This is a genomic window from Pseudomonas sp. 21LCFQ02 (assembly GCF_024129895.2).
Taxonomy (GTDB): Bacteria; Pseudomonadota; Gammaproteobacteria; order Pseudomonadales; family Pseudomonadaceae; genus Aquipseudomonas.
Genome location: NZ_CM178749.1, coordinates 5,711,037 through 5,733,577, shown reverse-complemented (window position 1 = coordinate 5,733,577; position 22,541 = coordinate 5,711,037). Strand labels below are relative to the sequence as shown.

Annotated in this window: 14 protein-coding genes; 6 read left to right on the top strand and 8 right to left on the bottom strand. The window is 60.8% G+C overall.

The features are described from left to right. Positions 1-12: 12 nt before the first annotated feature. The 8 genes from ngg to NJC40_RS25815 all read right to left on the bottom strand — a co-directional run bounded on the left by ngg (position 13) and on the right by NJC40_RS25815 (position 8,070). Entirely contained in the window at positions 13-1,761 is a 1,749-nt protein-coding gene (ngg, locus tag NJC40_RS25850) for an N-acetylglutaminylglutamine synthetase (protein ID WP_045481219.1), read from the bottom strand. Positions 1,762-1,764: 3 nt separating this feature from the next. Next, positions 1,765-3,537, bottom strand: a complete 1,773-nt coding sequence (locus NJC40_RS25845) for an N-acetylglutaminylglutamine amidotransferase (protein WP_253115541.1) — start codon at positions 3,535-3,537, stop codon at positions 1,765-1,767. A 133-nt stretch (positions 3,538-3,670) separates the two neighbouring features. Continuing rightward, positions 3,671-4,417 carry a sulfotransferase gene (locus NJC40_RS25840; RefSeq protein WP_253141895.1) on the bottom strand — a complete coding sequence of 249 codons (747 nt, stop codon included), beginning with the start codon at positions 4,415-4,417 and terminating at the stop codon, positions 3,671-3,673. Positions 4,418-4,670: 253 nt separating this feature from the next. Then, positions 4,671-5,387 (bottom strand): aspartyl/asparaginyl beta-hydroxylase domain-containing protein, encoded by a 717-nt coding sequence (locus NJC40_RS25835; protein ID WP_253141898.1) that lies wholly within the window; start codon positions 5,385-5,387, stop codon positions 4,671-4,673. Further along, positions 5,384-5,866 carry a GNAT family N-acetyltransferase gene (locus tag NJC40_RS25830; RefSeq protein WP_253141901.1) on the bottom strand — a complete coding sequence of 161 codons (483 nt, stop codon included), beginning with the start codon at positions 5,864-5,866 and terminating at the stop codon, positions 5,384-5,386. Before NJC40_RS25830 ends, NJC40_RS25835 begins: the two co-directional genes overlap by 4 nt. Positions 5,867-5,936: 70 nt before the next feature. Next, complete coding sequence (locus tag NJC40_RS25825; protein WP_253141913.1) at positions 5,937-6,596, bottom strand: phage tail protein; 660 nt, start codon at positions 6,594-6,596, stop codon at positions 5,937-5,939. Positions 6,597-6,683: 87 nt separating this feature from the next. Beyond that, positions 6,684-7,340: a phage tail protein gene (locus tag NJC40_RS25820; RefSeq protein WP_253141915.1), complete on the bottom strand. Its 657-nt coding sequence runs from the start codon at positions 7,338-7,340 to the stop codon at positions 6,684-6,686. Between the two features lie 85 nt (positions 7,341-7,425). Continuing rightward, positions 7,426-8,070 (bottom strand): phage tail protein, encoded by a 645-nt coding sequence (locus tag NJC40_RS25815; protein WP_253115553.1) that lies wholly within the window; start codon positions 8,068-8,070, stop codon positions 7,426-7,428. Positions 8,071-8,786: 716 nt separating this feature from the next. Here NJC40_RS25815 and NJC40_RS25810 point away from each other — a divergent pair. The 6 genes from NJC40_RS25810 (at position 8,787) to NJC40_RS25785 (ending at position 22,379) form a co-directional block, all read left to right on the top strand. Beyond that, entirely contained in the window at positions 8,787-10,361 is a 1,575-nt protein-coding gene (locus NJC40_RS25810) for a TolC family protein (RefSeq protein ID WP_253115555.1), read from the top strand. Then, complete coding sequence (locus NJC40_RS25805; RefSeq protein WP_253115557.1) at positions 10,358-11,146, top strand: efflux RND transporter periplasmic adaptor subunit; 789 nt, start codon at positions 10,358-10,360, stop codon at positions 11,144-11,146. The genes NJC40_RS25810 and NJC40_RS25805 overlap by 4 nt, the downstream gene beginning before the upstream one ends. A gap of 18 nt (positions 11,147-11,164) precedes the next feature. After that, entirely contained in the window at positions 11,165-12,010 is an 846-nt protein-coding gene (locus NJC40_RS25800; RefSeq protein ID WP_253141918.1) for a sulfotransferase family protein, read from the top strand. A 76-nt stretch (positions 12,011-12,086) separates the two neighbouring features. After that, a complete protein-coding gene (locus NJC40_RS25795; RefSeq protein ID WP_253141920.1) occupies positions 12,087-18,881 on the top strand; it encodes a DUF4347 domain-containing protein in 6,795 nt (2,264 codons plus the stop codon). Further along, a complete protein-coding gene (locus tag NJC40_RS25790) occupies positions 18,878-20,236 on the top strand; it encodes an efflux RND transporter periplasmic adaptor subunit (protein WP_045481203.1) in 1,359 nt (452 codons plus the stop codon). Before NJC40_RS25795 ends, NJC40_RS25790 begins: the two co-directional genes overlap by 4 nt. Positions 20,237-20,246: 10 nt before the next feature. After that, complete coding sequence (locus NJC40_RS25785; RefSeq protein WP_253141922.1) at positions 20,247-22,379, top strand: site-2 protease family protein; 2,133 nt, start codon at positions 20,247-20,249, stop codon at positions 22,377-22,379. Positions 22,380-22,541 lie beyond the last annotated feature (162 nt).

Genomic DNA, 22,541 nt, shown 5'->3' with positions numbered 1-22,541 from the left:
TGTAGCTGTGTTTCAACTATGAGCTGGAAGGCTATGGGGAAAGAGTAGATCGACAAAGCGTTCTGCGGTGGGTTGTGGTTCATGATTGGCCAGCCCGACCCGTTCATTGGCCTCGATGAACACGTACTCGGGCTGGTCGGCGGCCGGCACCATCAGGTCCAGGCCGACCACCGGAATATCCAGTGCCCGTGCCGCGCGCACGGCGGCGTCGCTGAGCACCGGGTCAAGGATCGCTGTGACATCTTCCAGGCAGCCGCCGGTGTGCAGGTTGGCGGTGCGGCGCACGGCCAGACGCTGGTCCATGGGCAGGATATCGTCGTAAGCGAAACCGGCATCGCGCACCGTGCGTTCGGTTTCCTCGTCCATGGGGATCCGGCTTTCTCCACCGGTTGCCGCCGCGCGGCGGCGGCTCTGGGCTTCGATCAACTGCTTGATGGTATGGCGGCCGTCACCGACCACCTCTGCGGGGCGGCGGATCGCCGCTGCAACCACTTCAAAGCCGATCACCACAATGCGCAGGTCCAGGCCTTCGTGGAAGCTTTCCAGAATGACCCGGGTATCGAACTGCCGGGCACGCTCGATGGCTTGCTGTACTTCTTCGATGCTGCGCAGGTCCACTGCCACGCCTTGGCCCTGCTCGCCGTCGAGGGGCTTGACCACGATCCGGCCATGCTCTTCGAGAAACGCCAGGTTGTCGTCGGCGCTGCCGGCGCGCACTTGCGCGGGCAGGCATAAGCCAGCGGCTTTCAAGGCGCGATGGGTCAGGCTCTTGTCCTGGCACAAGGTCATGCTCACGGCGCTGGTCAGGTCGCTGAGCGATTCGCGGCAACGCACCCGACGGCCACCGTAACTCAGGGTGAATAACCCGGCATCGGCATCATCGACTTGCACATCGATACCCCGTCGATGTGCTTCCTCGACAATGATCCGCGCATAGGGGTTGAACTCTGCTTGCGGACCAGGACCGAGAAACAGCGCTTCATTGATGCCGTTCTTGCGCTTGATGGCGAAGGTCGGCAGGGTGCGAAAGCCCAGCTTGGCGTACAACGCCTTGGCCTGATGGTTGTCGTGCAGTACCGACAGGTCCAGATAGCTCAGGCCGCGGCTCATGAAGTGCTCGATCAGGTGGCGCACCAGCACTTCGCCGACCCCCGGACGGCTGCAGTTGGGGTCCACCGCCAGGCACCACAGGCTGCTGCCTTTTTCCGGGTCGTTGAACGCCTTGAGGTGATTAAGCCCCATGACGCTGCCAATGATCGCATTACTGCCTTCGTCTTCGGCCAGCCAGTACACCGGGCCGCCTTGATGGCGTGGGGTCAGCAATTCAGGATCAATCGGCAGCATGCCGCGAGCCAGATACAGGTTGTTGATCGCCTGCCAGTCGGCCTCGCTCTGGGCCCGACGAATCCGGAAACCGCGAAACACCCGATGCGCCTGCCGGTAGTCGCTGAACCACAGGCGCAGCGTGTCGGAAGGATCAAGAAATAACTGCTGGGGCGCCTGGGCCAGCACCTGCTGCGGCGCAGCCACATACAGCGCGATATCGCGCTCGCCGGATTTTTCGTTGAGCAGCTCCTGGGCCAGCGCCGCCGGCTCCGGGTAGGTGTGGCCGATCAGCAGCCGCCCCCAACCGCAATGCAGGGCCAGTGGCTCGCTGTCCGGCTGGCCGCCGTCTTCGGCCAAGCGCGCCTGCAGGCGTTCGTAGGACGGCGACTGGCGCCGCAACAGTCGCTGGCTGTAAGCCGTTGCATGGGGTTTCATCGATCAGAGTCCTTGTTCGCTCAGCCACAGGTTCAGGGCTGCCAGTTGCCACAGCTTGGAGCCGCGCAGCGGGGTGAGCTGGTCCTTGGGGTTGGTCAGCAACGTGTCGATGATTGCCGGGTTGAACAGGCCGCGATCCTGGCTCGGGTCGAGCAGCAGCTCGCGCACCCAGTTAAGGGTATTACCCTGCAAGTGCTTGAGGCCCGGTACCGGGAAATAACCCTTCTTGCGGTCAATCACCTCGGCCGGAATCACCAGGCGGGCCGCTTCCTTGAGGACATGTTTGCCGCCGTCGGGCAGCTTGAAGCGCGCCGGTACTCGTGCCGACAGTTCGACCAGGCGATAGTCGAGAAACGGGGTACGGGCTTCCAGACCCCAAGCCATGGTCATGTTGTCGACCCGCTTGACCGGGTCATCGACCAGCATCACTGTGCTGTCGAGCCGCAACGCTTTATCCACTGCCGCCTCGGCACCTGGCCGGGCAAAGTGGTCACGCACGAACTCACCCGCAGCGTCGTGATCGACCAGCCACTTAGGCTGTACGGTGGCGGCGTACTCTTCATAGCTGCGGTCGACGAATGCTGCGCGGTAAGCGGCAACCGGGTCGGCTGCACCATCGACCTGCGGATACCAGTGGTAACCGGCAAACAGCTCATCCGCGCCCTGGCCGCTCTGGACCACTTTGCAGTGTTTGGCGACTTCCCGGGACAACAGATAAAAGGCGATGCAGTCATGGCTGACCATCGGCTCGCTCATGGCCCGGAAGGCCGCTGGCAATTGTTCGATAATCTCGCTTTCCTGAATGCGCAACTGATGATGGCGCGTGCCGTAGTGTTTGGCGATCAGGTCAGAGTACTGGAACTCGTCACCGCGCTCGCCACCGGCATCTTCGAAACCGATCGAAAAGGTCGACAGGTCTTCGACACCCACGTCACGCAGCAGGCCAACCAACAGGCTGGAGTCCACGCCGCCCGACAGCAGCACGCCGACGTCCACCGCTGCACGCTGACGGATGCCCACCGCTTCACGGGTGCTGTCCAGGACCCGCTCGCGCCAGTCTTCAAAGCTCAGATCGCGCTCGTCGTCATGCGGGCCATAAGGCAGCGTCCACCAGACTTGCTGCTCGGTATTGCCCTGGGCATCAATCAGCATCCAGCTGGCTGGCGGCAGCTTTTCCACCCCGGCCAACAGTGTGCGTGGTGCCGGCACCACCGCGTGGAAGTTCAGGTAGTGATTGACCGCCACCGGGTCGAGCAGCGAGCTGATGTCGCCACCCTTGAGCAACGCTGGCAGGCTCGACGCGAAGCGCAGGCGCTCGCCGGTACGCGACAGGTACAGCGGCTTGACGCCGAGTCGGTCGCGGGCAATGAACAGCCGTTTGGCGTCACGTTCCCAGATTGCGAAGGCGAACATGCCGTTGAGCTTGGGCAGCAGTTCCTTGCCCCAGGCGTGATAGCCCTTGAGCAGCACCTCGGTGTCGCCGCCGGAATGGAAGGCGTAGCCCAGCGTTTCAAGCTCGGCGCGTAATTCCGGAAAGTTATAGATGGCCCCGTTGAAGGCCAGCGACAGGCCCAGATGGTTGTCGATCATCGGCTGCGCCGAGCCGTCCGACAAGTCCATGATCTTCAGCCGTCGATGCCCCAGGGCAATCGGCCCCTGGCTATGAAAGCCCCAGGCGTCCGGGCCGCGAGGTGCCATGTGATGGGTGATACGTTCAATGGCGGCAAGATCCGCCGGTTGATGGTTAAAACGAAGTTCGCCTGCAATTCCGCACATAAGTCCTTACCGGGTTTCCGTTGGGGAGGGTGATCGCGAAGGCGGTCACTCTGAAACTGACCCGGAGCAGGAGCGGGAGTTTTAGATCAATCGGTTATAAGGAGGCGGCAGTGTCTGGCTGCTTGCTGGTCTTCTACACCACTTTTAGGGCGTTCAGTGCGTCGTATAGCGCTTGGGCACGCTGCAGTAAATCAGCATCCGGCGCCTCGCCCCAGCAGGTGACAGAGGGCGGATCGCCTCGATACGGCTCGCTGCCTTTGGCATGCCGCTGGGTTCTTTCCAGCATGCTGGCCCGCTGGTCGGTATCCAGTGTGATACCCAGCAGCGGTAACAGACGGTCGGGTACGGCGTCGGGCAGGCTGGCGTAATTCACCGGTACAAGCTGGCCCTGTTCTGCCGCTGTCAGTGCGGTCTGCATGAAGCGGTTCAATACATGCAGGCAGTAGATGTCCAGATTGCCCGGCAAAAGATCGTCCGATGCCTGTACCCATGCAGGGTCAAGCATGCCGGGCAGCATCTGCGGGCCGCGCTGGCGCTGATGTGAGGCCATGACCTGCAACGGCTGACGGTAGAGAAACAGAGCAGGAACATCCGGGAAGGCTTCGCGCAGGATTTGCAGGTGTTGCAGGTGCCAGCAGTCGAGCTTGATCACCAGATGCTGTTGCTGCGTAGTGCGGCGTTGGCCCAATGCACGGACCACGCCGCGGAGCAGGTTAATGCAACTCTCACGCTCAAGAGCGCCTTGCTGGTATTGATAAAGCAAAGAGTCGATCACTGGCGGTTCGGATAGCGCCACGCATTGCGGCAGGGTTGCCAGCATCTGGGTGAGCAGGGTCGAGCCGCAGCGTGAAACGTGAAATACCAGCGCACTCAGGGGCATGCCGTCAGATAGCTCATCCAGGACTGAAAAATCAGTTAAGCAGCGTTGGCGTTGATCGAAAGGCTGGCGATTGAGCGTTTCAATGAAAAACGGGTCGTCAAAGCGCAGCGTTCCGAGATGACGCCACCATACCCCAGCCGGTGCAGTCCTGATGAGTATCGGGTACCAGCCTTGCAGCGACTCAGGCTGTTGCTCCACAGCTCGTAGCAAATGCTTGTACGCAGGGGCGAAAATTGGGCGGTCGGGCTGGTGATTATCGGGCACGATAGATTTTTTCCAGGCGCTGTGCCATCGCCAGGCCTGCGGGTGATGGCAGTGCCCGCAGGTTGGCGATGATCTTCAAGGCATTATCATGGCAGATGCTCGGGTCGCCGTAAGGTCCGGGGTCACGAGCAACAAATCCGCTGGCAACGAACAGGCGCTCCAGCCAGGGATTGACCACACAGTCGAGCATCAGGTGAACACGGGGTTGCCGGCTGCGGTTGTAAACGGCATGAGTGCAGGCTGCGTTCAGGTACCAGGTGTCGCCGCGGCTGAAATGGACACTTTCGTCTTCAACGACAAACACCACTTCCGGTCCGGTTTGCAATGCAATGTGCAAGCGGGCAATGCCGTCCTCGAAGGCACCGCCGCGATCACGATGGGGTTTGATATGTGCGTCTGGTGCCAGAGCCATCAGGCGCACAGAGAGTTTTTCGCAGTCAAAACGAGCCAGAGCCTGCTGCACGAGGGGGCATTGTGCTAGGGCTTCGGTATCCTGGTAGCTGGCATCATCCACTGCCATGATGTTGTCGGCCTCGCCATTGATCGAGCGCAGCGCCAAGCATTGCCAGTCTCCTTCGTACGTACCAGTGTTCATGTGGCTGATCCAGCGTGACTGAGGCAGGGCGCGAATTTGCTGCTCCATTTCGCTGGTATCGAAGCTCAGCGGCAGCTTCAGGTAGCGACAGGGGTAGTCAGAACCGCTCATGTGTCGGCCAGCCAGCGCATACGCTGCGATAGCTCATCACTGTCCACTACTCGAAAGCCCAGCCGCTTATAAAGGCGTAGCGCGGATGTGTTTGAGTGTTGTACGCGTAGTTCCAGCGGCAAATGAGCCTCGGCTGCCTGATTTTGCGCCCAGCGCAATAGTCGGGTGCCCAGGCCTTTATTACGCCAGGGGCTCAGTACAGCAATGTCGATGACATGCAGGCGCTGATGATTGGTGTCGAGGATCAGCCGTGCGGCAGGTTCCTCCTGGTCCAGCATTAGCCAATGACGTGCGTCAGGGAATTCACGCTGTACGCCCTGCTCTTGCACGCGTTGTTGCATGTCCAGTAACGGTTCAAGCACAGGGTTTTCAGCCAGCATGGCGAGATCGCTGCGGCTGCTACGATACAGGGCTTTGAGAAACGCATGATCGTCCGCCATGGCTTCTCGCATGCCGGGTGCGTAAAGGGAGTTGGGCATTTTGTCGACTCTGTCGAGAATGTCGGGCCGGCGATACACGCCCCCGGATCAGCGAGGGCGTGAGCAAGGTTCAGTTGCGTGGGGGATAGATACCGAGCAAGCAGATGATGAAGTTGAGTGTCTGGTACGGCGGTGTCATGTCGGCCGTTGATGCCAGCGTTACAGGGGCATTGGTTGTGATATTTTTGTCGACCGTCACTTTGCCGGTCGCAGTATTGACCACTTGGGTTTTGACTCCGGCAAGCGTTACTGGTGCCACAGGCGTCGCTGTCGATGGCAAGTAGATTGCGGCGGCGTTGGTCTGCCCTGCGGTCGTACTGGTGAGGACAGCGTCCTGGGTTGGCACTAAGGCGCCACCGGTAAGTGCAGTGCCTACCTGAACGGTGGTCGTGGCATTGATCTCGACCGATGCCGGGTGAATATGTCCAGGCAACTGGGCCACTGTAAGTACGGCAGTGGTTGTGGTGGACGACGACAGATTACCGCCCTTGGCGCCAAGTTTTGAGATGTCCTGCCCGTTGAGCGGGGTGCCGCTCACACCAATTGGCGTTGCCTTGCGCAGGTCCGGCAACTTGAACGTGGTCTGGCCATCGCCGCCATACCGAGTGCCCAACAGGCTGTAAAGAGCGGCATTTTGCTGGATGGGCAAGCTACTGCCGTCACAGAACATCCAGCCTTTTGGAGCCCAGTTCAGAGGCCAGGGTAGAATGGTACCGATGAATGCTTCCATGGAATTTCCTTTCGGACGTTGTCCGGTTGAATGCTTGCCTTGACGTTCGTTCTGTACGAGGTGCTGTACTGGTCATTGACCCGTTTTTCAGTTGAAATTCGGGTAAATGCCGTCGTCCACGCAAATGATGAAATCGCACGTCAGGTAAGGCGGTACCGAAGGTAATGTGACTGGTGTGCCAAAAGGGGCCGGTGTATTCGTATTGTTCAATTGCAATGTCACCTCACCGCCCGAAATCTGCGACTGCACGCCGCCCAGGTTCACCGGTTTGGTCGGCGTGACACTCTTATCCAGATAGATGGCTGCCGAGGGGTTGCCGGTAAAGCCGGTGCCGCCGGTGCCACAGAGTGAGCACTGATCGGCTGGGACCATGGCACCACCGGTGTTCGCCGTGCTTGCAGTGATGGACGTGGTGCCGGTCAGGCCGGTAACGGTCCCTGTGGCCGTATGGGTGTGGGGAGGTACCTGGTTGGCAGTGAGCACAGCCATCTGATTGGATGTGACGGTTGGTGCGCCGCTGGCGACGCCGACGGTGCCAATTGTTGTGGCGCCGACCGGAAAATTGCCAGAAAGGTTGGGAAGATTGAACGTGGTCGTCCCGTCACCGCCGTATTTGGTGCCAATCAATGAGTAGAGCGCAGCGTATCGCTGGATTTGCAAGGACTGGCCGCGGCAGTACATCCAGCCCTGGGGGGGGTAGCCAACTGGCCATGGAAGGATCGTTCCGTAGAAAAAAGCATCCATCGATCTGTTCTCACATGAAGGCTAGTGACTTAGCCTTTGTTTTAATTGATAAATTCAGTGGCTACGTAATTTCTGGAGCAAGCTCTCAGGGTCTGCTCGGATAAAGGCCTTCAAGGCAGATGATGTAGTTGATTGCGACCGACGGCGGACGGTTGCTGACTGGCTTCTCTATCAGAATTGGCGCGCCGCCGACGTTATTACCCACGGTGACCTTGGGGACGTCTGATATCTCGGTTTTGACTCCGCCCAGAGTGACAGTGCTGCCTGACGCGGGTGGGGCAGCCTGGTAGATGGCCGCAGCCCCCGGATTGTTTGAGGTGCCTGTGAGCACAGCATTGGCGCTGGCCAGAGGCACGCCGCCGGTCGTACCGGTGCCCAGGCTTATCGACGTGCTGCCGGACAGGTTGGCCAGCGACATCGTGGCCGGATGGGTGTGCTCGGGCAGATTATTGGCAGCCAGTACCGCAGTGGTTTTGAGCACAGTCGCTTGTGCTGCGCTCCCTTTTTGCAGCTGCGAAGCATCGGGGGGCGTTGCAGAGCCCACGGGGAAGCGGTCGACCAGATTAGGCAATCCAAAGGTCGTGACGCCATCGCCGCCATAGATTGTGCCGATCAGAGAATACAGGATTTGGTAGTCCTGAATCTTGAGTGTTGTCCCATCGCAAAGATGCCAGCCGGTGGGGATGCGAATGCCTGCCCACATGTAAATAGACCCAACGAAAACATCCATAACATCTCCTTTTTGATTCACTCGTTACACAATCGACCGTCGGTGTCAGTAACAGTCCCGATCGGTTGGATTTCTATGGTCAAGAGGTTTGAAAATCGCGGGCGTGGATCTGAAACCGCACAACAAAACGTGCGCCGACGGCCTGAGGTCAGGCATTGCCGGGAGTCAATATCGGATGATTAAGAAGAGTGGCGAGCGAGGCGAAGCGTGAAGGAAGAGCGCATGCTGAGGGAGTGCTGGAAATACCATCAAATCAATCCTTGATGAGCAACACGAGAGATGTTTCATGGCCAGTGGCCGTTCCTTACGCTGAAACATAGTTCATAAAGGCTACAGTTTTTGCAAGCTTTTATTTCGTTTTAATTGAGGGGGGCGGCAGACTGCTTTTTTTGGGGTGGCTAATTGACACTCACCCTGTCGGAGGTGGATAAATACACAGCGATACAGCTCACTAAAGAAAAGGTTCCCGCGGCCGATGCAATTGTGTCAGCTATGCCGTTCACGTCTCATTGGCGCTAGATTCTGCAGTCGGGTTTGCCTGGCCTGTTGAAAGGTTCTACCTGTGCCGCTTTGCTGGTCAAAGTGTCATTTAGCAGGGTGCTGTATGTGCTCGACGGAAAGATATTGCACGGATGGGTCAAACCCATCAAATGACCACTGATTTTGCCAGCTGCGATGCGTGTATTACGTATTCATAAGGGAAGGTAGGACCACCTATGTCTGTCCGCAACATCAAGACCAACACCACCGGCGCCAGCTTTTTCAACCGTCATGTCGCCACTGTGTTGCAAGCCGGCACAGTGTCAGGCGTGCTGCTGCTGACGGGATGTATGAGCCTCGATCCACAACCGCTGGAACGCGGTGCGCTGCAGGAGCAAGTCCATCAGGATACGCTCACTGCCCGGCAGAACGTTCCCGCCATTGCTGGCCCGTTGACACTCGACGAAGCCATTGCCCGTGCTTTGAAGTACAACCTCGACTCCCGTTCCCGAGAGATGGAACAGGCGCTCGCGATGAGCCAGTACGATGTCGGTAACTTCGACATGCTGCCGAAGATGATCGCCGCGGCTGGCTACAGCCGTCGCAGTGAGTACGCCACCACCCGGGCGGTGGATTCGGTCACTGGCCAACCATCGCTGGCCAACCCCTATATTTCCAGCGACAAGCAACATGCCACCAGCGATCTGGGTCTGACCTGGAGCGTGCTGGATTTTGGCTTGTCGTACTACGAAGCCAAGCAGAACGCAGACCGCGTGCTGATCGCCTCCGAGCGTCGCCGTCAGGCCATGCACGTGCTGGTGCAGGACGTGCGCAGCGCGTTCTGGCGTGCCGCCAGTGCGCAGAAGCTGCAAGCTTCAGTCAAGCAGTCCACCGCGTTGGCCGAGTCAGCACTGGCTGATGCCCGTCAGGCTGAGACCGAGCGCTTGCGCTCGCCGGTCGAGTCGCTGCGCTACCAGCGTCAGGTGCTGGAAAACCTGCGCCTGCTGGAAGCCATCGAACAGGAACTGGGCACTGCAAAGGTTGAGCTGGCGGCGTTGATCAACGCACCGCTCGGCGCCAATCTGACCGTGGTAGAACCCGCCGAAACCTTCAACAAGCGCGTGCTGGACCTGCCGGTTGAGCAGCTTGAAGCCCATGCGCTGGAGCAGAATGCCCTGTTGCGCGAGCAGAACTACAACACGCGTATTGCCAGCCAGGAAACCCGCAAAACCCTGCTGCGGCTGTTTCCCAATCTCAGCCTGAACTACAGCTTGCGTCACGATTCGGACAAGTACCTGATCAATAACAACTGGAACGAGGCGGGGGCCCAGCTTTCCTTCAACCTGTTGAATATTCTCAGTGCCCCGGCGCAGATGCGTTTGGCCAAGGCCGGCATTGCTGTTGCCGACCAGCGTCGTGTGGCGACTCAGATGGCCGTGCTGGCTCAAGTGCACATCGCTCGCCTGCAATATGCCAATGCCCTGCAGCAGTTCCAGCGTGCCGACGCTATCTGGCAAGTTGACGACCGCCTCAACCAGCAAACTGCCAACCGTGCTCAAGCCCAGGCGGTGGGTGCGCTTGATACGGTTGCCAGCAATACCTCCGCGATTCTCAGCCAGCTACGCCGTTATCAGGCCATGGCATTGGCCAATGCTGCCGCCAGCAAGCTGCAGGCCACATTGGGCATGGAACCGGCCATCGGTAATCTGAACGAAGTGCCTCTGGCGCAATTGCAGCAAGAAGTGCACGCCTCGTTGGCGCAGTGGAACCAGGGGCAACTGGCGGCGCCAGCCGTCGAGGCCGGCAAATGATCCATCGCAATCTGTTGCAGGGTCTTGGTCTGATCACTGGACTGGCCTGTTTGCCTGTGGCGCTGGCGGCCGATCCTGCCGCCATGCCGTCTACCCTTGCAACGGCGGGCACTGAGGTGCGAGATATCCGCGCCCAGTTGGCGCCGCGTCAGTTCACCACCTTGGCGGCAGAAATCGGCGCCAAGATCAGCAGCCTTCCGGTGTCCGAAGGCGGTGCGTTCAAGAAGGGCCAGACACTGGTCGGTTTTGATTGTTCGTTGCAGCAGGCGCAGTTGAACAAGGCCCGCGCCGGGCTGAGCGCCGCTGACAAGACCTGGAGCGCCAACAAGCGCCTCAATGAACTGAACTCCATCGGCCAGGTGGAGTTGCAGGTTTCTGAAGCCGAGGTCATGAAGAACCGTGCTGATGTGTCGCTGATGAGCACCATGCTCGGCAAGTGCAGCATCACCGCGCCGTTCAATGGTCGTGTGGTCGAGCAGAAAATGCGCGAGCAGCAATTTGCGCAGCCCGGCCAGGCGATTCTCGACATTCTCGATGACAGTGTGCTGGAGGTTGAATTCCTTGCCCCGTCGCGCTGGCTGGCGTGGCTCAAGGTGGGCACCGTTTTGCAGTTGAACGTTGACGAAACTGCCAGGCAGTACCCGGCCAAGGTTACCCGTATCGGCGCCCGGGTCGATCCAGTCAGCCAGTCTGTCAAGCTGGTGGCGACTATTGATGGGCATTTTCCCGAACTGATTGCAGGCATGAGCGGTACGGTGCTGATCAAATCACCCGTCAGCCCCTGACGCGACAAGGATATCGCCATGGCCGTCGTTGCTCAGAAGTATCATTTCATTACCGGGTTACCCCGTTCGGGCTCTACGCTCCTGTCTGCGCTATTGCTGCAGAATCCACGCTTTCATGCAGGCATGACCAGTCCGGTCGGCATATTGGTCAATAACCTGATTACCCATTTTGGCGCAGGTACCGAGCTGGGTAGCATGCTTAGCCAGCCTCAGCGGCAACGACTCGTGCGTGGTGTTTTTGATGCGTATTACGCGGACAAATCCGACAAGCAGGTGATTTTCGACACCAATCGCAGTTGGAGCGCCAGCATGCCTTTGCTGGCTGAGCAATTTCCCGAGGCCAAAGTGATTGCCTGTGTGCGCAATGTGGCATGGGTCATGGACAGCCTGGAGCGTCGTTTTCGCGCCAATCCGTATGAAATCACTCGTTTGTTCGGCGATGGTGTCGAGCGCAATACCGTTTACAGCCGGGTAGAAACGTTGGGCCAGCGCAACCGCTTGGTCGGCTACCCGTGGACGGCGCTCAAGGAAGCGTTTTACGGCGAGTACGCCAGTCGACTGTTGATCATTGACTACGATTTGCTGGCCCAGGCACCTCAGAAGGTCATGCCACTGCTGTATTCATTCATCGATGAACCGTTGTTTGACCACGATTTCGAGGCTGTCAGTTATGAGGCGGCACAGTTCGACGCAGCGCTGGGCGTACACGGTCTGCACACCGTGCGCAGCAAGGTAGAACTGCAGAAACGACGTACCGTTTTGCCTCCTGACCTGTTCGCCCAGTTCAACGAACTTGCGTTCTGGCAAAATCAGGACGGCAGTGCCGCCAGCGTTATCACGATTAAACCGACGACTGGCTGTTAATGCAAAGCCAGACGCTACCGATATATTCCCTGAATCGTTGTTTGCCTCGCAACGCTTGTACTGCAAGGACTGCCCCATGAGCAAAGATCATACTCCGCCCCAGGCCTTCTCTAACGCTCCCCGAGCTCTTCAGCGTCGCAAGCCTTCGCCGTTGGCGCTGGAAGCAAGGATCATGTTTGATGGTGCTGCCGTTGCCACCGCAGCCGACGCGGCCAAGCCGGCAGTAGCAGGCGAAGCGCCGGCATCGCACATTGCCGAGTTGGCCAAGGCCGCAGCAGCGCAGACTGGCAGCCGGAATGCGGATACAGCCAGGGCGGCGGGCGAGGAACGTCTGGTGGTTGAGGGCGTCAGTGAACCTCAGAACGGTTCGGGCAGCAAAGTGCTGTTCGTTGACGCTGCGGTCAGTGATTACCAAAAAATTGTCGATGCGGCGCAGCCGGACGTGAAAGTCGTAGTACTTGATACTGCGCGCGACGGCATCGTGCAGATCGCCGATGCGCTCAAGGACATGCGCGATGTGACTTCGATCAGCATTGTGTCCCATGGCAGTGACGGGTTGCTGCTATTGGGCAACAGCGCGCTCTACAGCGACAACCTGGAGCGCTACCGCGCTGAGCTCACGACAATCGGTACTGCATTGCGGTCCGGGGGCGAAATTCTTCTGTATGGTTGCGATGTAGGCGCAGGCAGCCTGGGTGACAGCTTCATCCATAACCTTGCAGATGCAACGGGTGCTGTTGTCGCCGCTTCGAATGACGATACGGGTAATCTCGCCGGTGGAGGCAACTGGGATCTTGAGATCTCGACCGGGAGCCTCACCAGTGCCGCGGTGCTGAATACTTCACGGTTGGCCGACTATGACTACACGCTGGCTTCGTTCAGTGCCACGAGTGTCTCTCAGTTGCAGGGTTTGCTGACAACATCAGGTGGTAATAACCAGGCTGACACCATCACGTTGGCCAATGATATTCTTTTCAGTAGCAGTGACCTCACCCTGACCTTCTCGATCAATGACGGCTTCAAGACAACCATCATTGGTAATGGTTTCAAGATCGACGCCCAGAACTATACGCAGATCATGCATATCAATGCTGGCTCCGGCAGTATTGAGCTGCAAGGTGTGACCTTGACCAACGGTATGGCCAGTGGTCGGGGTGGCGACAGTGTTGAAGAGACCGATTCTGCTGCCACGACAACTCCGAACGCGGCTGAGGGCGCTTTGGGTGGCGCCATCTACAATGCGGGCACATTGAGCATCGTCAATAGCTCGATCATCAACAACAAGGCCACAGGCGGCGGCGGTGGCGGCGGTCATCTCAGTTCAAGTTCCGGTGGCGCTGGTGGCGGCGGCAGTGGTGCCGCCGGAAACGGTGGTGCCAGCGGCGGCACCCACAGCACAACTGTTGGTTATAATCCAGGCGGTGTTACCACCCAAGGCGCTGCTGGTGGTGGGGGAGAAGGTGGTGCGGGAGCTGGCGACCCCTACGCAGCCAATGCTCGTCCGCTCGGTGGTAACGGAGGTTCTTCGGTTGTCGGCTCTGGCACCGGTGGCAAAGCTCAAGTGTATGTCGGCTTCGCCACTGGTGGTGACGGCGGCGTTGTGTCCCTCAACGGCGTGACCATTGGTGGCGGCGGTGGCGGGCAGGGTGAAAGCGCCATTGGTGGCAACGGTGGAATGGCGGTGGGAGCCATTTACAATGCCGGCACGCTGACGATCACCGGCAGCACCGTCACCGGAAACATGGCGGCAGGCGGTGGCGGTGGCGGCGGTGCTGGCGGCGGTCCTAACGGCGTTGCTCCTCTTGGTGTATATGCTGTCGGTGGTAAAGGCGGCGACGCCTACGCCGGGATTCACAGTGTCAGTGGTGCAACGTTGACCGTCACCAGCAGTGATGTCTCAAATAACCTTGCAGTCGCCGGTAAGGGCGCAGAGGGGACCGTCGGGAACGACAGGGCCGTCGTCAAGGCCGCTGATGGCATCGCTGTCAGCGATGCGGCAACTGCCCTTCCTCCGACCATCAGCGGCACCGTCGCCAGCCAGCCGGTCAACGACAATGCCACGCTGCAGCCGTTTTCCGGTGTGACCCTCACCGGCGGCAACGTTACTGTCACTATCACTCTGGATGATGCGAGCAAGGGGGCTTTTACCTCTGCGGCGGGTTTCACCAGCAGCAATAGTGGCAAAACTTATACCAGCACCTCTGGCAGTGCTGCTTCTCTGGAGGCTGCGTTGCGCGCCCTGGTCTACCAGCCGGCCAATAACAAGCTGGCGGTTGGCAGTACCGAGACCACTACCTTCACGTTGTCGGTCTACGACGGCACCAACCCGGCGGTAACTAACAGCACCACCACGGTGGTTGCCACCTCGATCAACGATGCGCCGACCCTGACCGGCAACATGACGGTGCCGACGGTTCTCGAAGACGCCAGCAGCAACAACGGTACATCGATCACCAGCATCGTTGGCGCCGCCTTTTCCGACCCGGATCTCAATGCGTCGCTGGCTGCCCTGATCGTGGTGGGCAACCCGGCCAACCTGGCAACTGAAGGCCTCTGGCAGTACTCCACCAATGGCGGTACCAATTGGTACGCGATCGGTGCGGTCAGCGATACTTCCGGGCTGATACTTTCGCCTGCGACGCTGGTGCGTTTCGTGCCGGTGGCCGACTACAACGGCACCACTCCGGCCTTGACGGTGCGTGCGCTGGACAATACGTTCCCGGGTTCTACCAGTAGCGCAGCGGCTTCTCAAACTCGCGTTACCATGGATACCAGCAATAACGGTGGCAGCACGTTTATTTCTGCTGCGACCAGAACCATCAGCGGCACCATCACGGCGGTCAACGACGCGCCTTCGTTCACCCAGGGCGGTAACGTGACCGTGCTGGAGGACGCCGGTGCGCAAACGGTGACTGGCTGGGCCAGTAATCTCAGTGTCGGGCCGGGCAACGAGTCAGGGCAAACCCTGACCTTTACCGTCAGCAACGATAACAATGCGCTGTTCAGTACTCAGCCCGCCATCGATGCGAATGGCAATCTGACGTTTACCGCCGCTGCCAACGCCAGTGGTACTGCGACGGTTACTGTGACCCTGAAAGATTCAGGCGGCACAGCCAATGGCGGGGTCGACACCAGTGCGGCGCAGACCTTTACCATCACCATCACCGGGGTCAACGATGCACCGACCGGGCTGGGCAATCTGACCTTGCCGGCGATTCTGGAAGACGCGAGCAGCCCTGCCGGTACTGCGATCAATGCGCTGCCGGGCTTCAATTTCGTTGATGTCGATGCCGGTTCCAGCCTCAGTGGCATCGCTGTAGTGGCCAACACTGCCGATGCCGTAACCGATGGGCTCTGGCAGTATTCGGTCAATGGCAGCGACTGGTATGCGGTCGGTACGGTCAGCAATACCGATGCCCTGCTGCTGTCGGCCAGCACGCAGTTGCGTTTTCTGCCGGCGGCCAACTACTTTGGTAGTCCGGCTGCGTTGAGCGTGCGAGCGATAGACAACACCTTCGCTGGTGCTTACAGCACCAGCACCGCCTCGCGACTGGATGTGTCTGGCAATGGTGGCTCGACGCCGTTCGCGGCCAGCACCAACACCATTGGCATCAGCGTGACCAGCGTCAACGATGCGCCGGACTTCACCGCGGGGGCCGATGTGACTGTCCTGGAGGACGCCGGGCCGCAGACCATCGCGGGCTGGGCCACCAATCTGTCGGTCGGGCCTGCCAACGAGTCCGGGCAGACCCTGATGTTTATCACCACCAATAGCAATAACGCGCTGTTCAGCGTCCAGCCAGCGATAAACCCGAGTACCGGTGACCTGACCTTCACTGCGGCGGCCAACGCCAATGGGGTCGCCACTGTTACCGTGCGGCTGAGCGACAGTGGTGGCACCGCCAATGGTGGAGTGAATTTCGTCGAAAAGACCTTCACTATCAGTGTAACGGCGGTCAATGACGCACCCTCGGGAAGTCCGACCGTCACTGGCAGCGCTCAGGAGGGCCAGACCCTGACGGCCAGCACTTCGGGCATTGTCGATGTCGATGGCCTGTCAGGCGTCACGTTCAACCACCAATGGCAGGAGTTTGCCAACGGCAGTTGGTCAGACATCAACGGCGCCAACGCTGCCAGCTTTGTTCTGGGCAGCGATCAGGTCGGCAAGTCGGTGCGCGACAAGGTTACCTACACGGATAACGGTGGCACCCTGGAAACCCTGTTCAGCGGGCCATCAGCGACCGTTGCCGGGGTCGTGCCAGCAGTCAGCTCGATCGATCGTGCTTCGGCCGAGGTGGTGCTCGCCTCGACGACCAGCATCGTCTACAACGTGACCTTCAACGTGGCAGTCGATGGGGTCGACACCAGCGATTTCATCCTGACGACCACCAGTGGTAACGCCTCTGGCGTTATTGACTCGGTGAGCGGGACAGGCAATACCCGGCAAGTGACGGTCAATAGCCTGGCCGGTGACGGTACCTTGCGCCTTGATCTCAAAGGCTCCAACACCGGCATCGTGTCGGGTAGCAATACCGCTATCGGCGGCGGCTTCACTACCGGCCAGACCTACACCGTGGACCGCGTGGCGCCGGTGATCAGCAATCTGCAGGGGCCCGACGTGCCACAACGGGTCGGTGACACTATCACCGTGACGCTGACCGTGAGCAACGATGGCGGCGTGCCTTACACCCTCGCCCCGGGCAGTACTGTTGCCGGATATTCGCTGGTCAATCTGACACCCATGAGTAGCACTCTCTACAGAGCGCAATACGTGGTGACCGATGGCGGCACCGATTACGCCGGCTCGGCCAGCCTGCCGGTGAACGTCGGTTTGATGGATGCTGCAGGCAATACCGCCACCTGGACCACGGCCATTACCCAGTCCAATGACTCAATCAATGCCAATGCGCCGAGCGGCATGCAACTGAGCAACACCAGCCTGCAAAGCGCCAACAGCGCCAACGCGGTGGTCGGGACACTGAGTACCACCGACCTGAGTGTGGTGGACTCCTTTACCTACACGCTGGTCGCTGGCACCGGCTCCACCGACAACGCCAGGTTCACGGTGGTCGGTGATGAGCTGCGGGTGAGCAGTCAGGCGCTCACCGCCGGTATCTATTCGGTACGCGTGCGCAGCACCGATAGCGGCGGTAACTCGTTCGAGCGCAGCTACAGCATTGCGGTCAATGCTTATGTGCCGCCAGCAGCCAACCCTGATACGGCGCTCGCCACCGAGGCCGGCGGGGTGAGCAATGCCACGCCGGGCGTTAACCCGACCGGCAACGTGCTTACCAACGATGACGGCAGTGATGTACGCACGGTGACCGCGGTGGGAGGGGGCACCGTGGGCAGCCCGCTCACCGGGACCTATGGCACCCTGACGCTCAACAGCGACGGCAGCTACAGCTACGTGGTGAACAACAACAGCGCGGCGGTGCAGGCATTGCGCACCACGGCTGACACCCTGACCGACACCTTCCAATACACGATCGCCGACAATACCCTGGCCACCAGTACCTCGACCCTGACCATTACCATTCGCGGTGCCAACGACGCACCTGAGGTCAATGGCATCGTCAGCGTGCGCGAGGTGACCGAAGGCACACCGTGGACCTATACGTTCCCCAACGGCATGATCACCGATGTCGATGCCGGTGATTCGCTGACCTGGAGTGCCAGCCTGATGGGCGGCGGAGCATTGCCGGCCTGGCTGAGCTTTGACCCCGCCACCCGTACCTTTACCGGCACCCCGACCACCGTGGGTGATATCCGCTTGACCGTCACGGCGACGGACCTGAGCAACGCTTCGGCGAGCCTGACTTTTACCGTGCGTACCAGTGCTGTACCGGTGGTGACCCCGCCCGTCACACCACCAGTCAACCCGCCAACCGAGCCGGTAACGCCGCCTGTCACGCCACCGGTGACACCACCGACCGAACCCGTCACGCCGCCTGTTACGCCACCGACTGAACCGGTGACGCCGCCGGTCACGCCACCTGTGACACCGCCGGTTGATCCGGTGACCCCGCCGGTGCAGATCGCTGATCCGCAGGTGCCGAACACACCGACCCCGTTGCCGCCAGTGCTGGCGCCTGCCACGAACGTTGTTCTGCCGAGCGTCGGGTCCGGCAGCGTACTGGCGGATACGGGAGCTACGGTCAATGCCAACCAGTTGATTACTGAGCAGCAGCTTGGCGGTGTCAGCACTCTGACGGCGATAGAGATTTCGCGCCCTGAGGGGGCCAATCGCAGTATCGTCGAAGCAGCGGGTTCCGCTACTGGCGCTCAAGCCGGCTTCACCCAGTCGCCGGTTTCCGGCGCTACCTTGGGCGTTTTCGTCAATCCACTCAACGACAGTGCTCAGCGCCAGGGCTCAAGCTTTATCAGCTCGCCAGCACTGAGCAGCGGCCTGACCGATGTTGGCCGTGGCGGCTTCCAGGTGGTGTCGCTGGTCTCTGAGCAGCCAGGCCTGCGCGTGCTGAGCGGCGTTGCTGACCAGCAGCTGAGCGCTGGCCAGACCTGGAACTTCACCGTACCGGCCGATGCCTTCGCCCACACCGAGCAGAACCCCGGCATCACCTTGCGTGCCACCCTGGCCGATGGGCGGCCGCTGCCGGCCTGGTTGAGCTTCAACGCAGCCAGCGGCCAGTTCGAAGGCCGTCCGCCGGAAAATTTCAATGGCGAACTGGTGATCAAGGTCCAGGCCCGTGACCAGAATGGTCGCACTGCGGAAGCTAACTTCCGGGTCAATGGCCAGGGCAGTACGGGTGCGAATGGCCGTGCCGAAGCGCCAAGCGGGCGTAGCGGTTTGTCTGAGCAACTGCGTGCCGCGGCCAAGCGGGCGCCGTCGCTGGCTACGGCGGGCGCATGACCGATTTGTCTTCGCCGCAGCCACCGCAAGGCGTGTCGGCCGCGGCGCTGGACCTGCTGCTGAGCCTGGCTCGCCGGGCCAGGCATGCCAGCGACAGCGTCGAGCTGGACTTTCTGGCGGTCAACGAAGGTCATGCGCTGGTGCCCTATCGCCAGGCGGCGCTGTGGTTCGAGCAAGAAGGGATAAGGGCGCTGTCGGGCGTGGTGCAGAAGGAAGCCAACGCACCTTATGTGCAGTGGCTGGAACAACTGTGCCGGGCGCTGCATGCACAAGGGCAGGGGCCTCGCCAGGTCACCTCCGTTGATGTGCCTGAGGCACTGGCCCGTGAGTGGGGTGACTGGCTGCCGGTGTACCTGCTGTGGCTGCCGATGTCGGGTGAGGCCACCACAGGGGCCTTGCTGCTGATGCGCGACACGCCCTGGCAGCCCATTGAGGTGGCGTTGCTGGATGAATGGCGTGATGTGTTGCAGCACGCGTTCGAGGCGCGCCTGCGCAGCGAGCCGCCGTCATGGCGTCGCCGGCTGGCGGGGCTGCGCCGTAGCTGGCGGCGCCCGCGTCGTCTGGCATTGCTGGCTGGACTGATCATCGCCCTGGGGTGCCTGCCGATTCACCTGACGGTACTGGCACCTGGCGAACTTGTGCCGGCCAACCCGGCCACCTTGCGGGCGCCGATGGATGGTGTGCTGGGCGCGTTTATGGTTGAGCCCAATCAGCAGGTGGTCAAGGACCAGCCGTTGTTCACCTTTGACGAGGCGGCACTGACCAGCCGCCTGGAGGTGGCCCGGCAAGCGCTGGTCACCGCCGAGGCCGAGTACCGGCAAACCGCGCAGATGGCGGTCTACGACCCCAAGGCCAAGTCACAGCTGGCCATTCTGGCCGGCAAGATCGAAGAGCGCCGTGCCGAGTCCGACTACCTGCAAGGCCAGTTGCAACGCTCGCGGGTGGTGGCGCCACAGGACGGTATTGCGCTGTTCGATGACCCCAGTGAGTGGATTGGCAAACCGGTGACCACCGGTGAGCGGATCATGCGCATCGCACTGCCGCAGGATGTCGAAATCCAGGCCTGGCTGGCGGTGGGCGATGCGATCCCGCTGGAGGCCGGAGCACCGGTCAGGCTGTACCTCAATGCCAGCCCGCTGACACCCGTGGCCGCCCGGTTGCGCTATATCGCCCACGACGCCGAGCAGCAACCCGACGGCAGCTACGCCTATCGGGTGCGGGCCACCCTGGATGCCACCACTGATCAGCGTGTGGGCCTCAAAGGCACGGTCAGGCTGAGTGCCGAGCAGGTGCCGCTGGCTTACTGGGTGTTGCGTCGCCCGCTGGCCGCGGTGCGCCAGATGCTGGGGGTCTGAGGTGGCGGTCATGGCCGCTGCGGCCGCCGGGCCTGCGGCGCCGCCGGTCATGGCGCCGCTGCGCGAGGAACTGGCGTTGTTTCCAGGTCCCGCCCTGAGCGACGGGCAACCGAGCTGGACCTTGCACGACCCGATCCGCAACCAGTTTTTCCGCATCGACTGGCTGAGCTTCGAAATCATTTCGCGTTGGGAGATGGCTGAGGCCGCAGCGATTGCAGCGGACATCTCGCGCCAGACCACGCTGCAGGTGCTCGCGGAAGATGTGCTGGAGTTCACCCGCTTCCTGCACGACAACCAGTTGTTGCAGCGCCTGCCCGGCAGTGCCACAGCCATGGCCGCGCAGGTGCGTCAGCGCAAGGGCGGTTTCTGGCACAACCTGTTGCACGGTTATCTGTTCTTCCGGGTGCCGCTGGTGCGCCCGGATGCCTGGTTGCAACGCACCCAGAGTTGGGTGGCGCCATTGTTCAGCAAGGGCTTTGCCTGGCTGACCCTGATGGTGCTGGTGTTGGGGCTGATTCTGGTCGAACGCGAATGGACCCGCTTCACCTCCACCCTGATCGATACCTTTTCCTGGCAAGGCTTGGCCGGTTACGGTGTGACCATCGTGCTGATCAAGATCCTTCACGAGCTGGGGCATGCCTACACCGCCAAGCGCTATGGCTGCCGGATCCCGGCGATGGGTGTGGCATTTCTGGTGATGTTCCCGATGGCCTACACCGACACCAACGAGGTGTGGAAGCTGGCCCGCCACAAGCAGCGTCTGGCAGTGGCTTCGGCGGGGGTGGCGACCGAACTGGTGGTCGCGGCCTGGGCGACCCTGGCCTGGGCGCTGCTGCCCGATGGCCTGCCCAAGTCGTGCGCGTTCATGTTGGCGACCACCACCTGGATTGCGACGCTTGCCATCAATACCAGCCCGTTCATGCGCTTTGACGGTTACTTCCTGTTGTCTGACTGGCTGGACATGCCCAACCTGCATGGCCGCTCGTTTGCCCTGGCGCGCTGGCACATGCGCGAAAAGCTGTTTGGCCTGGGGCTTGAGCCGCCGGAGTATTTTTCTCCGAGTAAAACCCTGGGGCTGATTCTGTTCGCCTACGCCACGTGGTTGTACCGGCTGGTGCTGTTTCTGGGTATCGCGGTGCTGGTTTACCACTTCTTCATCAAGGCCGTGGGCATTGTGTTGTTCATCGTTGAAATAGGCTGGTTCGTGTTGATGCCGTTGATCAAGGAAGTGCGTCTGTGGCCGCAGTTGTTGACGCTCAAGGGAAGCCGCCGGGGGCTATGGCGGCTGGCATTGATTGTGCTGCCGCTGGTGCTGTTGCTGGTGGTGCCGTTGCCGACGCGGGTTGGGTCTTCGGGGCTGTTGCGCCCGGCAGAGAGTTTTCCGGTGCATGCGCCGGCCGGCGCGCAGCTGGTCAGCCTGAGCAAGGCCAATGGTGAGCCCGTGAGGGCCGGTGAGGTCATGCTCGAACTGGCCTCGCCGGACCTGCAGCGGCGCTGGAGCCTGGCCCGCACTCAGCTTGAGACGATCCGTCAGCAGGCGGCCAATACCGGCATCGACCCCGCTTTGCGGCAGAACATGCAGTTGCTCGCACAACAGGAAAGCACGGCGCGTGCCGAACTGGCCAGTGTTCAGGCCGAACTGGCGCGCTATGCGCCGCGTGCGCCGTTCGATGGCGTGCTGTACAACCTCGAACCGGGTCTGAAGCCCGGTGTCTGGGTCAGTGCCCACGAGCGTCTGGCGACCCTGGTGCAGCCCGGTATCTGGCGGGTGGAAACTTATCTGGATGAGGACGATGTAAGGCGGATCAAGGTTGGTGACCGTGCGCGCTTCTACGCCGACGGCCGCGCTGACCTGAGCCTGTCGTTGCGGGTGGAGGCCATCGAACAGGATGCCACCCGGCAATTGCTCAATGGTGAGCTGTCCAGCGCCGCCGGCGGCTCGGTGATGACCCGCGACAAACACGGCAAACTGATCCCGGAGCGGGCGGTGTACCGGGTGACGCTGAGCAGCGAGCAACCGCCAGAACTGGCGCAACTGCAAAGCTGGCGAGGCAAGGTGGTGATTGCCGGTGACTGGCAATCGCTGGCGCAAAGCTTCCTGCGTTCGGTATTGGTAGTGATCTGGCGCGAGACCGGGTTCTGAGGCGGCTGCGCCAGGCTGGCTAGCCAGGTCGACTGCCGGGGGCTTCTGGCTTTTTTGATCACGCTGCTCCTTGGAAAGTGTTCCCAGCGAAGACTCAATACTGTTCGTTTAGGCGCCGTATACCTTTGTGGGAGCTATGGTGCCTAACTGAACAATATTGCG

Bases quoted from the DNA above. Each gene is read 5' to 3' on its own strand.
- ngg (WP_045481219.1), bottom strand. From the start codon at position 1,761: ATGAAACCCCATGCAACGGCTTACAGCCAGCGACTGTTGCGGCGCCAG.
- NJC40_RS25845 (WP_253115541.1), bottom strand. From the start codon at position 3,537: ATGTGCGGAATTGCAGGCGAACTTCGTTTTAACCATCAACCGGCGGAT.
- NJC40_RS25840 (WP_253141895.1), bottom strand. From the start codon at position 4,417: ATGCCCCTGAGTGCGCTGGTATTTCACGTTTCACGCTGCGGCTCGACC.
- NJC40_RS25835 (WP_253141898.1), bottom strand. From the start codon at position 5,387: ATGAGCGGTTCTGACTACCCCTGTCGCTACCTGAAGCTGCCGCTGAGC.
- NJC40_RS25830 (WP_253141901.1), bottom strand. From the start codon at position 5,866: ATGCCCAACTCCCTTTACGCACCCGGCATGCGAGAAGCCATGGCGGAC.
- NJC40_RS25825 (WP_253141913.1), bottom strand. From the start codon at position 6,596: ATGGAAGCATTCATCGGTACCATTCTACCCTGGCCTCTGAACTGGGCT.
- NJC40_RS25820 (WP_253141915.1), bottom strand. From the start codon at position 7,340: ATGGATGCTTTTTTCTACGGAACGATCCTTCCATGGCCAGTTGGCTAC.
- NJC40_RS25815 (WP_253115553.1), bottom strand. From the start codon at position 8,070: ATGGATGTTTTCGTTGGGTCTATTTACATGTGGGCAGGCATTCGCATC.
- NJC40_RS25810 (WP_253115555.1), top strand. From the start codon at position 8,787: ATGTCTGTCCGCAACATCAAGACCAACACCACCGGCGCCAGCTTTTTC.
- NJC40_RS25805 (WP_253115557.1), top strand. From the start codon at position 10,358: ATGATCCATCGCAATCTGTTGCAGGGTCTTGGTCTGATCACTGGACTG.
- NJC40_RS25800 (WP_253141918.1), top strand. From the start codon at position 11,165: ATGGCCGTCGTTGCTCAGAAGTATCATTTCATTACCGGGTTACCCCGT.
- NJC40_RS25795 (WP_253141920.1), top strand. From the start codon at position 12,087: ATGAGCAAAGATCATACTCCGCCCCAGGCCTTCTCTAACGCTCCCCGA.
- NJC40_RS25790 (WP_045481203.1), top strand. From the start codon at position 18,878: ATGACCGATTTGTCTTCGCCGCAGCCACCGCAAGGCGTGTCGGCCGCG.
- NJC40_RS25785 (WP_253141922.1), top strand. From the start codon at position 20,247: ATGGCCGCTGCGGCCGCCGGGCCTGCGGCGCCGCCGGTCATGGCGCCG.